The organism is Saccharibacillus sacchari DSM 19268 (assembly GCF_000585395.1).
GTDB classification, from domain to species: Bacteria; Bacillota; Bacilli; order Paenibacillales; family Paenibacillaceae; genus Saccharibacillus; species Saccharibacillus sacchari.
The window spans coordinates 3,294,997-3,309,370 of record NZ_KK073875.1; the positions used below are offsets into that span (position 1 = coordinate 3,294,997).

The window sequence follows — 14,374 nt, forward strand, 5'->3', positions numbered from 1 at the left end:
CTGCATCGGGTAATAAAGAAACGAACACGAATCCCAAGTCAGTTGGGAACAACGATGAAGGAGGAGTTTAACATGGCGAAAAAAATTGTAGGGGTATTCGAAAACGAGCGGGAAGCTTCGCTGGCGATTCAGAACCTTCAGGAGCGAGGGTTTACTTCAGACGAAATTTCGGTAGTGGCAAAAGATCGCAACGACTTAAGAGCGATAGATGAAGAGACAGGCACAAAGGCTCCGGAAGGCTTGGCCGCAGGAGCAGCGACAGGCGGCGTGCTCGGCGGCGTAACGGGTCTGTTGGCCGGAGTCGGCGCGCTGGCAATTCCGGGGATCGGGCCGATTCTGGCAGCCGGGCCTCTGGCAGCGGCAATTGCGGGCATGGCGGTAGGAGCCGGAGCAGGCGGTTTGGTCGGCGGTCTGGTAGGACTGGGCATTCCGGAGAACGAAGCGGAAGAATATCAGGAGTATCTGAATCAAGGGAATATTTTGGTTCTGGTCGATGAAGACAACCGCAGCCGCGACGTATACAACTCGTTCCGCGACAACCGTTCGGTAAACGCCAATCGTTACCATTTGACGGAAGAAGGATATGGCAACGAGATGCATACGGGCGGTTCGGTGAATCCGGAAACGAACATGGAAGCCGAGCAGGTAGGGATTTCAAATCGAAATTCGGCAGATTCGATCAGCGAAGCAGAACGCCGTCGGGCGATTGACGATCCGTCGGATACGCTGCCACCGCGCGGGGATCGAGGCATTTAAAAAGAATAACGCGAGAGGGTCTGCTGCGCATCGGCAGCGATAAGCATGATCCTACATCAGAGTTTCATTCAAAAGGCGCCTTCGGGCGTCTTTTTTTGGTTGGCACGGCCGTTCGAATCGAAGATCGCGTGAATCAAGGCCTGTCTTCATTTATAATAGAGCAACAATAAAGCACAGAAAGAAGGGAAATGTAGATGGCTTCATCGTCGGAGAGAAAGCTTCGCAAACCCGATATATCGACTCTGTTCCATGCGCCGACCGGCGGCGAGGGATTACGCTGGCTTGAACAGGGAGATAAACGGCAGCGGGGATTGGCAGCTTAATGGAGCAGCTTGCCTTGTACCGTCCTTCGATAGCGGGTACGTTTCCGATCGGGATCGATATTCCGGGCAGCGATCTGGACGTGTTATGCGAAGTTCATAACCATGAGGAATTTTTGCGGATATGCGCAAGCCGATATGGGCATTTGGACGGATTTGAAGCCGATCGGCGCAGCGCGGAGGGGGAAGAACGCTCGGTTGTGCGATTTTTATGGGAACAGATCCCGATCGAGTTGTTCGGACAGGGACGACCTCCCGCTTTGCAGAACGGATGTCGGCATATGATTGTAGAGCGTCGGCTGTTGGCGTTGGACGAACCTTCGGTAGCGGAGTCTATTCGTACTCTTAAGCAGGCAGGATTGAAGACGGAACCTGCGTTTGCCTCTTTTTACAAGTTGCCCGGCAATCCTTACGAGGTCATGTATCGACTGGCTGAAGCTGATGAGCAAGAGCTTCGCCGGATTGTTTTAAAGCGTCAAATTAACTAATTATTTTATCAAGTGAAAAATTCACAATAGTAAACATGAGCTTATCGCTTCTTACCAACATATGCATTGGTCTTTGCTCTCCCTCTGAAAAAAGGAGAAAAGCGCCGCTTCGCTCTTTTTCACAAAAAAACCGGGTCAAAAGATGTGAAAACGCAAAAATTCAGTTATAATGAAAGGGAACAAACGTTCACCCGAAAAGGAGGAGGAAAGCATGGCCTTCATGATCGCCCAACGGGCATTTATCAAACTGTACCTCATCACCATGGTTGAGCAGCAACGCGGATACGGATACCAGATGCTCGAAGAGATGAAGGAGAACTTCAAGCCCTTCGGGTACGTGCCTCCACAGAGCGAAATTTACCGTGCGCTGCACGAGCTGGTGCACGAAGGCGTCTTTTACCGGACCAAGCAGCTCAAAGGCAACGATCCCCGCGTCGATTTCCAGGAAATCGTGCTGTATCATTTTACGGAAGACGGACCGGAGAAAGCTAATTTATACAAAAAACAGGTCAAAACCGATCTGGATCGCTGCTTGGGAATGTTGAACAAAGCGGCTGAAGATAATTACGGAGTTTGATTCGCTCAAAAGATACGCGCCGAACAGGCTTAATGCGTATCTTTTTTTACGGGGAAAGAAAGGCGATTGGCAGAGCAATAAGAAAGCGTTATCATGATAATGGATAGGTTATTTAAAGGAGGGAACGATATGGTTCGAACGCTGCGATGGGGAATTGTCGGAACGGCGGCGATCGCGGAAAGTGCTTTTATACCGGCGGTGCAGGAGTCCGAGCGAGGAATCGTGCGAGCCATAGCCAGCCGAAATGCGGACAAAGCCAAGCAGATGGCAGAGCGTGCGGGCGTGGAGCGGCATTACGGCAGTTACGAAGAATTATTGGACGACCCGGAGATCGACGCCGTTTATATTCCGCTGCCGAACCATTTACATAAGGAATGGACCATTCGGGCAGCGCGGGTGGGCAAGCATGTCTTATGCGAAAAACCGGCGGCTTTGGATGCGCAAGAGACGATGGAGATGCTGGCGGCGTGCGAAGAGCATCATGTCGTATTTTCGGAAGCATTCATGTATCGATACGGAGAAAAGCATCGTCGGGTACGCGAAATCATCGCGTCCGGCGAGATCGGGGACATTCGCTCGATGCGGGGCGTGTTCAACTATTGTACGCCTGATGATACGGGGAATGTGCGTTTTAATCGGGCGATGGGCGGCGGTTCGATTTACGATATCGGCGTGTACCCGATCTCTGCCGCGCGAATGATCATGGGAAGCGAGCCGTTATGGGCATCCGCGCACGCTTTTTTCTCGCCGGAGCATGATGACGTGGATATGTCCGCTTCGGGCCTGCTTGCCTTTTCCGGAGGCGTGGCGTTGTCGTTCGAGTGCGGGATGTGGGCGTATAATCGCTCCTACTTCGAGGTAACGGGGACAAAAGGACGCATCGAACTTCCGCATATGTTCGGCTGGCGGGAGAATCCGCAGATTATCGTCGATACGGATCGGCATAAGCGCGAGGAAAAGCTGCATTGCGTCAACCATTATATTTTGCAGTCGGATGCGTTCGCGCGTGCCGTCTTCGGCGAAGAGCCGCTTCCGTTTCCCGCGTCGGATGCTTTGCGTGACATGCGGGCGGTGGATGCTTGTCTTCGTTCCGCGCGGGAAGGCGTCAAGGTTGAGATCGGGCAGGATTAAAAACATCAGGCAACGAGAAGAAAACGTTCTGTCATACGGCAGAGCGTTTTTTTGTATATCATCGTCAAAAAAAATTTAACGATACCTCTTGAAAAAATATTCGTTATCGTTAAAATAAGATTAACATTAAAAATATTTTAACGTTAATAAAAATTTAAGGAGGTATAATGATGCAAGATACGCAAACGGCAACGGCAAAAACCTCAAGCACCGCGACTACGCAGCAGCGCAAGCAACCGGAAGGAATTCGATCGCTCTGGACCAGCCTTTCGTTTCGCCGACTGTTGATTTCCCGGGTCCTGTCCAACTTCGGGGATTCGGTCGACGTGATCGCTTACAGTTGGCTGGTTTACTTGCTTACCGGGTCCAAACTATTGATGGGAACATTGTTTGCCGCGGGAACGCTGCCGACGATCGTATTGGGGATTTTTGCGGGCGTGTTGGTGGATCGGTGGTCGAACAAAAAAACGGCGATCGTCAGCGCGTTAATCCGAGGCGGAATCGTGACGGGGACGGCGCTGCTTTATGTGACGGGAACGATTCAAATATGGCATCTGTTCGCATTATCGATGCTGCTTTCTTCGGTCGCCGCTTTTTCCAATCCGGCCATGATGTCTTGGCTGCCCCGATTGTTATCCAAAGAACAGATCATGCCGGGGAACTCGCTTATGGCTTCCGCGGCGCAAACGGCCAGGCTGGGCGGGTTCGCGCTGTCCGGCGCATTGATCGCATGGGCCGGACTCGGAGGAGCGTTCGCGCTGAATGCGTTGATGCTATTGCTATCCGCGCTAACGTTGCTTCGTATTCCGGCGATGCAGCCAGTCAAAAAGGAAACGGATAGCGCCAGCGTATCGGTATCCGCATTCGGACAGGAATTGCGATCGGGACTGGTTTATCTGTCTCGTCAAAAAATACTGCTGATCATTATCGGGCTGGCGGCGTTCCTGAACTTTGCCGTCTCGCCGATCGAAGCTTTGGAAGCGGCTTACGTCGGGGAGCTGCTTAAGCAGGGACCCGGCGCTCTCAGCGCGCTCAGCATCGGAATGGCAGCAGGCATGATCGTTGGCGGATTGCTGCTTGGACAGGTCGGATCTCGTGTACGAAAAGGGACGCTGATGGTGTTTGGATTTGTGTTGATGGGGATCTCGATCGGATTGATGGTACTGCCGCCTGTCGTTGCTCAGCCGCGATTTGCTTTGATCTTCGCTTCGGCGCTATATTTGCTGCTCGGTTTGTCGATCAATCTGATCGCTTCGCCCGCTACCGCCTATGTGATGGAGCAGACGCCGTCCGATATGCTCGGCAGGGTCGGTTCGCTGTTCAACACGCTCTGTTTGGCCGCTTTCCCGATCGGAAGCGCGTTGTCCGGAGCGGTGGCCGAACGGATACAATTGTCGCCTCTTTATCTGATCGTTTGCGCAATGGTACTGCTGCCTGCTTTGGCGATGTTGATGATCCCAAAGCTCCGTACTTTGAAATAGATGCTTTTGTGCTGCCGGTCCTTTTTCGCCTATAATGGGAAGATACGAACTTCGCGTTACGCGGAGCCGATCATGAAAAAGCGGGAGCTGGAGCAGTGGATAAACGAGAGAGCAAAACGCTGAACACGGTCGAAGAGATCAAAATCTATTCCGATCCTTACCGGCTGCGGATATTGAAAACCTTTTTGGATTTCGGGAGACCCGCGACGGTCAAAGAAGTAGCCGACCGGATGGGGGAAGTGCCCGCGAAGGTCTATTATCACGTCAAAAAGCTGGAATCGATCGGACTGGTGTCCATCGACCATACCGAGATTATCAACGGGATCGTAGCCAAATATTACGATTCGTATTCCGGCCAGATCGAGATCAAAGCCGCAGAGATCGAACCGGAAATGCGCAGCGTGTACTGGTCCAACGTGCGCCGCCTGATCGCGGAACAATTCGATCAAACAAAAGAAACGTTCTTGAACCGGGTAAACGGCGACGGCGATACGGGACGTTTTATGCAGAATATCCTGTACATGAACCCCGAAGAAGCCGAAGAACTGTTCCGTCAGGTACAGAAGCTGTTCGAGCCCTACGAACGCAAACGCAGCGGCGAAGAAGTGAAAGCTTACGATCTGTTCCTGGCTTTGGGCGCGGAAAAATCCGAAGCCGATGCGGAGAAGGATATGCCGAAAGAGGAAAAAGGGGAAGAAGATTGAGTCTGTTTTTCTCCGCATGTCGAGAAAGTCCGGCGTAACCGGAAGACAGGAGACGGAGAGAGAAATTCAGTTCAAGACGCCTTTGAACTCGGAAAATTCCTTAGTTAAATCCAATCCTTTTTCCGAGTGAGACAGCGAATTGTGAAGCATTTCGAAGAAATGCACTTCGGAAGCGTATGCTGGCAATTTCTCTCGCAGTCTTTTGTCTTCCCGCACAAAAGTAACTTTCGAGAGCAACCTCAAGACGGTCAATCCTGACCGTCTTTTTCTTTTTCGAATTGAAAGCGCCTCCGCCTACGCGATATAATGAACCTTGAGTGATTCCATCTTGATTTAAAGGAGACTGTATATGTCCATGAATCCAAATGCCGGAACTCCTCCGGTATATGAAGCAAAACGCGGCGACTACAATGGAGAAGAGGCCGTTTGGCTGACATACGGCGATTACGAGGCTGCCGTACTGCCGAATGTCGGCGGCAACCTGATCGCTTTCCGCGATACCAAGCGCGGCTTCCGTTTCCTGCGCGAGCCGGAAGACATGCAGGCTTTCGTGTCCGATCCGGGCACGCACGGCATTCCGCCGCTATTCCCTCCGAACCGCTATGACGGCGGCAAGCTGAAATGGAACGGCGAAGAGTACACCTTCCCGGTGAACGAAGAAGCGACGGGCAACTTCCTGCACGGTTACTTGCATACGCTTCCTTGGGATGTGGAAGCTTTCGGCGCGTCGGAAGCGGAAAGCTTTGTCGTGGTGGCCCATCATGTCGGCGAAGGCCATAAAATGTATGAATATTTCCCTTATGCGTTCACGCTGCGCATTCGCTATACGCTAAGCTCGCTGGGGCTGGAACAGGACGTCGCGCTCTTTAACGAATCGGGACGCAAGCTGCCTGCGCTGCTCGCTTTCCATACGGCGCTCAATGCGCCTTTCGCTGAAGAAAGCACGTCGGAAGATTGCAAAATAAAAGTGACAATCGGGCAACGGCGCGAGCTGGACGGACGCATGCTGCCGACCGGAGGATTCCAACCGCTGACCGAATGGGAAGAAGAAATGCGCGAAAGCGGCGTTAATCCGTATATCGATTCCATGGATAACCATTACACGGCCGTTCCGCAGGGCGGACGCAACCGTGCGGAGATTACCGATTCGCGCATCGGCGTCAAAGTTGTGTATGATGTAGGGACGTCCTATCGTCACTGGATGATCTGGAACAGCGGAGCAGGCGGCTCGTTCATCTGTCCCGAACCGCAGGTCAATCTGGTGAACGCGCCGAATCAATCGCTGCCGAGCGAAGATATGGGATTGTTCGCAATCGAAGCGGGCGAAATTTGGCAGGCGACAAGCCGTATTTATGCGGTAGATTTGGCAAGCGGCGTATAAGAATATAAGAAGGAGGAATCGCAATGGAACTGTCAGAAGCGATCCGTACCCGGCGCAGCGTCGGGGCAGTCAAGGATGAAAGCGTGCCGCGCGAGTTGATCGAACGCATTTTGGAAGCAGGAACGTGGGCACCGACTCACCGCAGAACGCAGCCGTGGCGATTCTTTGTTTTGCAAGGAGAAGGCCGAACCCGTCTTGCATCCGCATTGGTCGATACGGAAGCGGCGGAGAAAGGCACAAGTCCGTCCGCGGAAGAACGCGAGGAGTTATTGGCTTCCGCGCAGAAAAAAGTATCGCGTGCTCCCGTGATCATCGCGGTAGGCTGCGAGCCTGTCGACGAACCGAATATCATTCCGTTGGAGGAGACCCTTTCCGTGGGAGCGGCAATTCAAAACATGCTGCTTGAAGCTCATGCCCTGGGACTGGGGGCAGTATGGAGAAGCGGGAGTTCGTGCTACCATCCCGTGATGGCAGAGCGCTTCGGTCTGGGACCGAACGGGCAAATGCTGGGCTTTGTCCACCTCGGTTATCCGGCACGCGAACCGGGCGAAGGCAAGCGCGAGTCTTTCGAGACGAAAACGGTCTGGATTGACGGCGCAGAAGACTGATTGTTTTTTACGGCATGTAAACAGTATCCCGTTTCGAACGTTGAGGGTTTGACCTTTGATCGGCTTCGCGTCTCTTTGGAGGCGCGGAGCCTTTTTATTAACTTGCCAGAAACGCACCAGGTCCGGCTTTGGAGATTGTCCGATACGAAGGTATAATGAAAAACAAGGAGATGAAGCGCATGCAGGACGTATGGACCGAACCTTTCGTTGCCACGGTGACAGAATCGGACTTTGCCGGACGCATTCGTCCGTCCGCAATTCTGGCGGCGATGCAAAATGCGGCCGACCGCCATCTGGAGAATGCCGGCGTCCCTGTAGCCCGCCTGCTTGAGCGCGGGTTGGCTTGGGTACTGATGACGACTCGAGTGAAGTTGGAAAGAATGCCCCGTCTCGGAGAGGCTTTGACATTGGAGACGTGGAATAGCGGAGCGTCCGGGGTATTATGGACGCGCGACTATCGACTTTTTGGGACGGACGATCTTGAAGTCATGCGAGCTTCTACAGCTTGGACATTGGTCGATATCCATAAACGCCGCATATTGCGGCCGTCCGCGTTTCCGTTTCCGTTACCGGTCAGCAGCCGCCCTTCTTTATCCGGACCGCCGGAAAAGGTATCCACGCCCGATAAAGGAATCGAGTGGTCGGAGCCTAAGACCTACACGGTACCTTATAGTACAGTGGACTGCTACGGTCATATGAATAATGCTCGTTATGCCGATCTATGCACCGATCTGATGAACCCGGAGCAATTACGAAATTTTGATCTGGTTGCGTTTCGGATCACCTACAATCAGGAAGCTGCGCTGGGGGACAACATTCAACTTCGCTGCGGGCAACAAGGAAGCGAATGGTTTGTTTTCGGAGAAACGGAAACGGGACGCAAAACGTTCGAGGCGGTGTGGTCGCTTAAGCCGAAAACGAAACTTTTTAAATGAAAGGAGCACTCGATATGAAACAAAACAAGCTTGGCCGCTCGGAGCTTCTCGTAAGCGAGATAGGTTTTGGCTGTATGTCGATAGGCACGGAGGAGAATAAGGCGATCCGTTTGCTGCATGAAGCTCTTGATCTCGGTATCAATTTGCTGGACACGGCAGACTTGTACGATGCGGGACGCAATGAAGAACTGGTCGGAAAAGCAATCAAGGGTCGCCGAAGCGAAGTCGTCTTGGCCACCAAAGTCGGAAACCGTCGCGTGCCGGGGCAGGAAGGTTGGGCCTGGGATGCTTCGAAAGGCTATATTCTGTCTGCGGTGAAGGACAGTCTGCGTCGGCTGGGAACGGATTATATCGACCTTTACCAACTGCACGGAGGGACGCTCGACGACCCGATCGAAGAAACGATCGAAGCTTTCGAGCAGTTGAAACGCGAAGGCGTGATCCGTTATTACGGCATTTCATCGATTCGTCCGAATGTCGTCCGGGAATATGTATCGCGCTCGAATATCGCAAGCGTCATGAGTCAATACAGTATTTTGGATCGCAGGCCGGAGGAAGAAATTCTGCCGCTGCTCGAAGCCAACGGCATAGGCCTGATCGCCCGCGGCCCTGTCGCAAGCGGCATGCTGGCGGAAGAAGGCGAAGGTAAGCTTGCAAAAGGTTACCTGGGGTATGCGGAAACGGAATTACGGGATTTTCGCAAAGGTATCAAGCAGGCGGCAGATCGCCCATTGACGGAAACCGCGCTGCGTTATCCATTAGCCAATCCGGCAGTCGCTTGCGTGCTGGCCGGCGCAAGTACGTCTGAGCAGCTTCGTGCCAATGCGGCAGCAGCTTCGCATTCGCCTTTGAGCCGCGCGGAGCTAGATGCGATTCGTTCCGGTGTCCCGGCTAACGTATATGCGCAGCATCGTTGAAAAACAGAATCATAAAAAGAAAAAAGTTCCACTTCGCTTAGGTGAAGTGGGGTTTTTTTATATGGATTAGGATAGGATATAGTTTAACGCCCCGTTAACCGTCGTCGCACGACCCGTTAATAGAGTGATGCTAGAATGAATCAGCTTGGCAATTGAGAGACCAAAATGAGCAACGAATAGAGAGGGGAACTCCCAGAAACATGAAAATGATCTCGGCAAACAAGAAAAAATGGCCTGCGCTGCTTGCGGCCGCGGTTCTGGTAACCAGCGTCTTCCCGTCGCCTGTTCCGGCATCGGCGACTCCGGCCAACGATAATATTGTGATTTCGCAGGTGTACGGAGGCGGCGGAAACAGCGGAGCACCCTATAAAAATGACTTTATCGAGTTGTACAATCCAACCTCTGCAACAATCGATGTAACAGGCTGGAAGATTCGGTATGCTTCCGCGACAGCCACTTCTTTCCCAGACGATGGAGATAATATTGCCGTGCTGCAAGGCAGTATCGAATCCAACGGCTATTATTTGATTGAAGCAAGTGCAGGAACGGGAAATGCGGCTGCACTTCCAACGGCTGATCTTTCTGCGTTGTCCATAAAAATGGCTGGGACAAACGGTAAAGTTGATCTGCTTGACAATGCCGGTAATGAAATTGATTTAGTAGGCTACGGAACAGCGAATAAATACGAAGGAACAGCTCCGACTGAAGTTCTGAGCAATACGACTGCTGCTGTAAGAGGTTCTGTGGATGGATTGGCTCCGGCGAACCGTGCCCTCGATACGGATTCGAATCGCAACGACTTTTCGGTCGCATCGCCTGACCCGCGCAACAGCTCTTACGATTCCCTGCGCGTGCAATCCGTCGAAGCGACTCCGGCATCCGGCGCGGTTATTTCCGGAACCCAAGTTTCTCTGAAAAGCCCGACAGTATCAGCAAGTGTATATGCAGCCGTCTATGGCTCTGGCGGATCGGGAACGTACGAGCCTTATATCGGTCCGATCACCGTTACCGGCCCGACAGAAATTCGTACCTACGCGCAAGCGGAGGGAATGACGCAGAGCGAAGAGACGACGTATACATACGACTTGATTCAATCCATCAGCGTTGCGGATGCGCGTTTGCTCAAAAAAGGCGAAAATGCGCTGACAGCAGGTATTGTAACGTTCATTAACGGCACGGAGACGTACATCCAGGATGAAACAGGCGGTATCGTTCTATACGGTTACTCGAACGGTAATATTCAAGTTGGCGACCGCGTTCAAGTCGGCGGCGTCATGGAAATCTACAACAATCTGCAAGAACTAAAGCCGGTAGACGGTTTGCCTTACGAAGTCATTGAGGAAAATACAGGCGTTCCTGATCCGAAAATTTTGACGGCAACCGACTTGTCGCCGGCTAACGGTGAAGCGCACGAGGCGGAACTCGTGCAATTGACCGGTATCGAGATCACGGCTAAAAACCCGACCAGCAACGCCTATACGGCTACTCAAGGCGGGGAGACGTTCACGATCTTCTCCAACTCGCCGAAGCTGGCTGTAGGCAAGACTTTTGAGCGCGTAACGGGTGTCGTCAAGCAATACCAGAACGATTACCAATTAATTCCGCTGGGCGAAGATGCACTGGTGGAAGAATTGTTCTCGGTAACGGCAAACCCGCAATCCGGTAAAATCATTATCGGCGGCGAAGTTACATTGTCCAGCCCGACGGCGGAAGCGGAAATTCGCTATACACTGGATGGAAGCGAACCGACTGCATCCGGCTTGCTGTATCAAAACGCGCTCAAAGTCGAGCAAGATACAACGGTAAAAGCCATTGCCGTGCTGAACGGCGAGCAAAGTCGCGTATACACGTTCAATTACGAAGCCGTACAACAACCGCGTATCCACGACATTCAAGGCCGTTCCCATACTTCCGAGTATGACGGTCAGAAAGTCGAAGACATCGAAGGGGTCGTGACCCAGTACGGATACACGTTCTCCAACGGCAATTACAAAGGCTTCTTCCTGCAAGACAACAAACCGGACAACGATCCAGCGACATCCGAAGGCATCTTCGTGTATTCGACCAAAGAAGATCTGAAGCCTGCCGTGGGCGATCTGGTTCGGGTATCGGGTACGGTCAGCGAATATAATGAAGGAAGCAGTACCAACCTGACGTCCACGCAAATCTCCCTATCTTCGATTAAAAAAGTAGAAGGTGCGGTGAAAGGCGTTGACTACGAGGTTCCTCAGCCAATCGTTTTGGGGAAAGAAGGCCGCGTGATTCCGTCTTCGGTCATTGATGACGACAATATGACGGAATTCGACCCGGAACACGATGCGATCGACTTCTACGAATCTTTGGAAGGCATGCTGGTCACGCTGCCGAGCCCAACGATTCTCAGCCCGTATTGGGTGAGCGCAGGCACGTACAATATTGCCGCGCGCGTCGAAAACGATAGCAACGAAGTCGTTTCTCCGGCGGGCGGTCTGGTACTCAAAGAGTATCTGAACTACAATCCGCAGCGCCTGATTATCGCTTACGGCAATCCAGGGCAAGAAGTGGGAACCGGCGATACCTTCGACGGCGACGTGACAGGCGCAATTGGTTACAATAACGCCAACTTCAAAGTCATTCCTGCCAAGGACGGACTACCATCTATTACGGCAAGCACTCGCGGTCAGGAAACAACGGATATTGTGCCGGCAGAAGACAAACTGATAATTGCTTCTTACAATATCGAAAACTTCTATCCGGGAACCGGAGATGCGAAAATCAAGAAGTTGGGCGAATCCATTGCCTCGAACATGAAGCGTCCGGATATTATCGGCGTTGTCGAGATGCAGGATGCGGACGGTCCGGCGAATAACGGAACCGTCGAAGCGGATGCTTCCGCATTGATTCAGGCGATCGCTCAAGCGGGCGGTCCGACTTATCTGTACACGGACGTCGCTCCGACAAACAATGAGGATGGCGGTCAGCCAGGCGGTAACATCCGCGTAGGTTTCCTTTACAATCCGGATCGCGTTCAATTGTCCGATAGCGTCAACGATGCAAAAGGGAATGCCAAGACCGCTGCTGTTTACGATCCGACATCCGGTATGTTGAATTATAATCCGGCACGCGTTGATCCGACCAATGCGGCATTTAATGAATCGCGCAAACCTTTGGCCGCCCAATTTGAATTCAAGGGCGAGCAGGTCATCGTCATTGCCAACCATTTCAATTCCAAAGGCGGCGATAGCGGTCCGTTCGGCAACGTTCAACCGCCGACATTGTCGAGTGAAGTACAGCGTCACGAGATTGCGAAGACCGTCAACGCGTTTATCAAAACGGTATTGACTGCAAATCCGAAAGCCAACATCGTCGCATTGGGCGACCTGAACGATTTCCAATTCACGCCGACGGCTGACTTGCTGCGCGGGAACGAATTGGTGAACTTGATTGACACACTGCCGATCGGTGAACAGTATACGTACACGTACGACGGCAACTCGCAGGTTCTCGATCATATCTTGGCGAGCAAAAACATCGCGGCTTCCGCAAAAGTGGACGTCGTGCACCTGAACGCGGACTATCCGGAATCGAGAGGGCGGGTATCCGATCACGATCCGGTTGTAGCCCAGTTCGATCTGAAAGCGGTGGTTCCAACACCGAATCCGAACCCGAACCCGAACCCTAATCCGGGAACGGATCCAGGAACGACGCCGACACCAACGCCTGCTCCGACTCCAACTACAGGCGGAAATACGACGAATACCGGCAATGGACAAACGGGAACCACCACTCCATCCACAAATCCGAATCCGAATTCGGCTTCGACGACAACGCTCACAGCTGCTGATTTGACTGCCCAACTGTCGGAGCTGACAAGCGGTTCCAACGAAGCCAATATCCCGGTAAGTTCGAATTCGGCGGGTGCCGAAATCGTATTGCCGGGAGCCGAACTGATGCGCCAAGCGGCTTCGAATCCGAATGCCGTTCTGTCCTTCACATCGGATCAAGCTTCGTATTCGCTGCCATTGAAGCTGTTGAATGATGCCAATCTGGCTGGACGATTTACCGGCGACTTTGCGATTAAAGTTTCTATGGTTACCGCATCCGGAAGTACAGCAGAGGGCGCAGAGCGCGCGGCTTCGCAAAACTCGCTCACTCTCGCTGCTCCGATCATGGAGTTCCGTGTGACGGCTGAAGCTGAAGGCAAGACGATCGAGCTGAACAACTTTGGAAATACGTACGTGAAGCGCACGATTGCTCTGCCGGACGGCAAGAACACGCAGAATCTGACGGGCGTGCTGTATGATCCGACTACAGGCACATTCTCCTTTGTCCCTTCCGTGTTTGCGGCAGAAGGCAATAAAGTGACGGCTTCGCTCATGCGTAACGGAAATAGCTATTATACTGTCGTTGAATCGCTCAAGACCTTTAACGACATTAACGGACATTGGGCTCAAGCTTCTATTGAAGAGTTGGCATCGCGTTTGATTGTCGACGGCACGGGCAACGGGGTATTCGCGGCTTCCCGTGATGTCACTCGCGCGGAGTTCGCTGCGATTGCAGCGCGCGCTCTCGGTCTGACAACAAATGCCGGCGCAGCCTCGACATTCAGCGATATCGACCAAGGCGCTTGGTATGCCGAAGCCGTAGGAACGGCTGTAGGCGCAGGACTGATGAACGGTTATCCGAACAGTACGTTTAAGCCGAATGCTCCGATCACCCGTCAGGAAATTGCCGTGGTTCTCTCCAAGGCCAGCGGATTTGCCGGAGGAAAGCTGACATCGAATGCTTCTGTTCTCGACCGCTTCAGCGATGCTTCGGATATTCCGGCTTGGGCGCGCGAATCGCTGACAGAGCTGGCTTCGTCGGGTATTCTGCAAGGAAACGCGAACGGTCGCATTTCCCCTGCACAGGAAGCAACGCGTGCAGAGACGGCCGTTATGCTGGAGAAACTGCTGCAACACTTGCAATTTATTGATTAATATCCAAGGAAAAATCCAGCTGATTGAAAAAGAAGCAGGCTCGTGCGGATCTATTGCCGCAGAGCCTGCTTTTTCTTTTGACTAATAATTACGCGAACTGAACGTTAGATCACGCTGC

The 14,374-nt window shown here is 52.7% G+C and carries 12 protein-coding genes; all 12 read left to right on the forward strand.

Annotated elements, in window-relative coordinates:
* Window positions 1–72: 72 nt before the first annotated feature.
* The 12 genes from SACSAC_RS13980 (at window position 73) to SACSAC_RS27160 (ending at window position 14,256) form a co-directional block, all read left to right on the forward strand.
* The gene (locus SACSAC_RS13980) at window positions 73–756 is read left to right on the forward strand and encodes a general stress protein (RefSeq protein WP_037287419.1); all 684 of its coding nucleotides are present in this window, start codon (window positions 73–75) and stop codon (window positions 754–756) included.
* Between the two features lie 194 nt (window positions 757–950).
* Window positions 951–1,079, forward strand: a complete 129-nt coding sequence (locus SACSAC_RS28670) for a hypothetical protein (RefSeq protein ID WP_281175779.1) — start codon at window positions 951–953, stop codon at window positions 1,077–1,079.
* Window positions 1,079–1,564: a DUF4269 domain-containing protein gene (locus SACSAC_RS13985; RefSeq protein ID WP_051507115.1), complete on the forward strand. Its 486-nt coding sequence runs from the start codon at window positions 1,079–1,081 to the stop codon at window positions 1,562–1,564. Before SACSAC_RS28670 ends, SACSAC_RS13985 begins: the two co-directional genes overlap by 1 nt.
* A gap of 211 nt (window positions 1,565–1,775) precedes the next feature.
* Window positions 1,776–2,141: a replication termination protein gene (locus SACSAC_RS13990; RefSeq protein WP_037287423.1), complete on the forward strand. Its 366-nt coding sequence runs from the start codon at window positions 1,776–1,778 to the stop codon at window positions 2,139–2,141.
* A 129-nt stretch (window positions 2,142–2,270) separates the two neighbouring features.
* Window positions 2,271–3,272, forward strand: a complete 1,002-nt coding sequence (locus tag SACSAC_RS13995; protein WP_037287425.1) for a Gfo/Idh/MocA family protein — start codon at window positions 2,271–2,273, stop codon at window positions 3,270–3,272.
* 170 nt (window positions 3,273–3,442) lie between these two features.
* A complete protein-coding gene (locus tag SACSAC_RS14000) occupies window positions 3,443–4,753 on the forward strand; it encodes an MFS transporter (protein ID WP_051507116.1) in 1,311 nt (436 codons plus the stop codon).
* Between the two features lie 95 nt (window positions 4,754–4,848).
* Window positions 4,849–5,457, forward strand: a complete 609-nt coding sequence (locus SACSAC_RS14005) for an ArsR/SmtB family transcription factor (protein WP_084778067.1) — start codon at window positions 4,849–4,851, stop codon at window positions 5,455–5,457.
* 349 nt (window positions 5,458–5,806) lie between these two features.
* Window positions 5,807–6,838 (forward strand): aldose 1-epimerase, encoded by a 1,032-nt coding sequence (locus tag SACSAC_RS14010; RefSeq protein WP_051507117.1) that lies wholly within the window; start codon window positions 5,807–5,809, stop codon window positions 6,836–6,838.
* Between the two features lie 23 nt (window positions 6,839–6,861).
* Complete coding sequence (locus SACSAC_RS14015; protein WP_037287428.1) at window positions 6,862–7,446, forward strand: nitroreductase family protein; 585 nt, start codon at window positions 6,862–6,864, stop codon at window positions 7,444–7,446.
* A gap of 179 nt (window positions 7,447–7,625) precedes the next feature.
* A complete protein-coding gene (locus tag SACSAC_RS14020; protein WP_051507118.1) occupies window positions 7,626–8,381 on the forward strand; it encodes an acyl-[acyl-carrier-protein] thioesterase in 756 nt (251 codons plus the stop codon).
* Between the two features lie 14 nt (window positions 8,382–8,395).
* Window positions 8,396–9,298: an aldo/keto reductase gene (locus tag SACSAC_RS14025; RefSeq protein WP_037287431.1), complete on the forward strand. Its 903-nt coding sequence runs from the start codon at window positions 8,396–8,398 to the stop codon at window positions 9,296–9,298.
* 200 nt (window positions 9,299–9,498) lie between these two features.
* On the forward strand, window positions 9,499–14,256 hold the full coding sequence (locus SACSAC_RS27160; protein WP_051507119.1) for an S-layer homology domain-containing protein: 4,758 nt from the start codon (window positions 9,499–9,501) through the stop codon (window positions 14,254–14,256).
* The last annotated feature ends 118 nt before the right edge of the window (window positions 14,257–14,374 follow it).

Coding starts and splice junctions, on each gene's coding strand:
- SACSAC_RS13980 (WP_037287419.1), top strand. CDS start 73: ATGGCGAAAAAAATTGTAGGGGTATTCGAAAACGAGCGGGAAGCTTCG.
- SACSAC_RS28670 (WP_281175779.1), top strand. CDS start 951: ATGGCTTCATCGTCGGAGAGAAAGCTTCGCAAACCCGATATATCGACT.
- SACSAC_RS13985 (WP_051507115.1), top strand. CDS start 1,079: ATGGAGCAGCTTGCCTTGTACCGTCCTTCGATAGCGGGTACGTTTCCG.
- SACSAC_RS13990 (WP_037287423.1), top strand. CDS start 1,776: ATGGCCTTCATGATCGCCCAACGGGCATTTATCAAACTGTACCTCATC.
- SACSAC_RS13995 (WP_037287425.1), top strand. CDS start 2,271: ATGGTTCGAACGCTGCGATGGGGAATTGTCGGAACGGCGGCGATCGCG.
- SACSAC_RS14000 (WP_051507116.1), top strand. CDS start 3,443: ATGCAAGATACGCAAACGGCAACGGCAAAAACCTCAAGCACCGCGACT.
- SACSAC_RS14010 (WP_051507117.1), top strand. CDS start 5,807: ATGTCCATGAATCCAAATGCCGGAACTCCTCCGGTATATGAAGCAAAA.
- SACSAC_RS14015 (WP_037287428.1), top strand. CDS start 6,862: ATGGAACTGTCAGAAGCGATCCGTACCCGGCGCAGCGTCGGGGCAGTC.
- SACSAC_RS14020 (WP_051507118.1), top strand. CDS start 7,626: ATGCAGGACGTATGGACCGAACCTTTCGTTGCCACGGTGACAGAATCG.
- SACSAC_RS14025 (WP_037287431.1), top strand. CDS start 8,396: ATGAAACAAAACAAGCTTGGCCGCTCGGAGCTTCTCGTAAGCGAGATA.
- SACSAC_RS27160 (WP_051507119.1), top strand. CDS start 9,499: ATGAAAATGATCTCGGCAAACAAGAAAAAATGGCCTGCGCTGCTTGCG.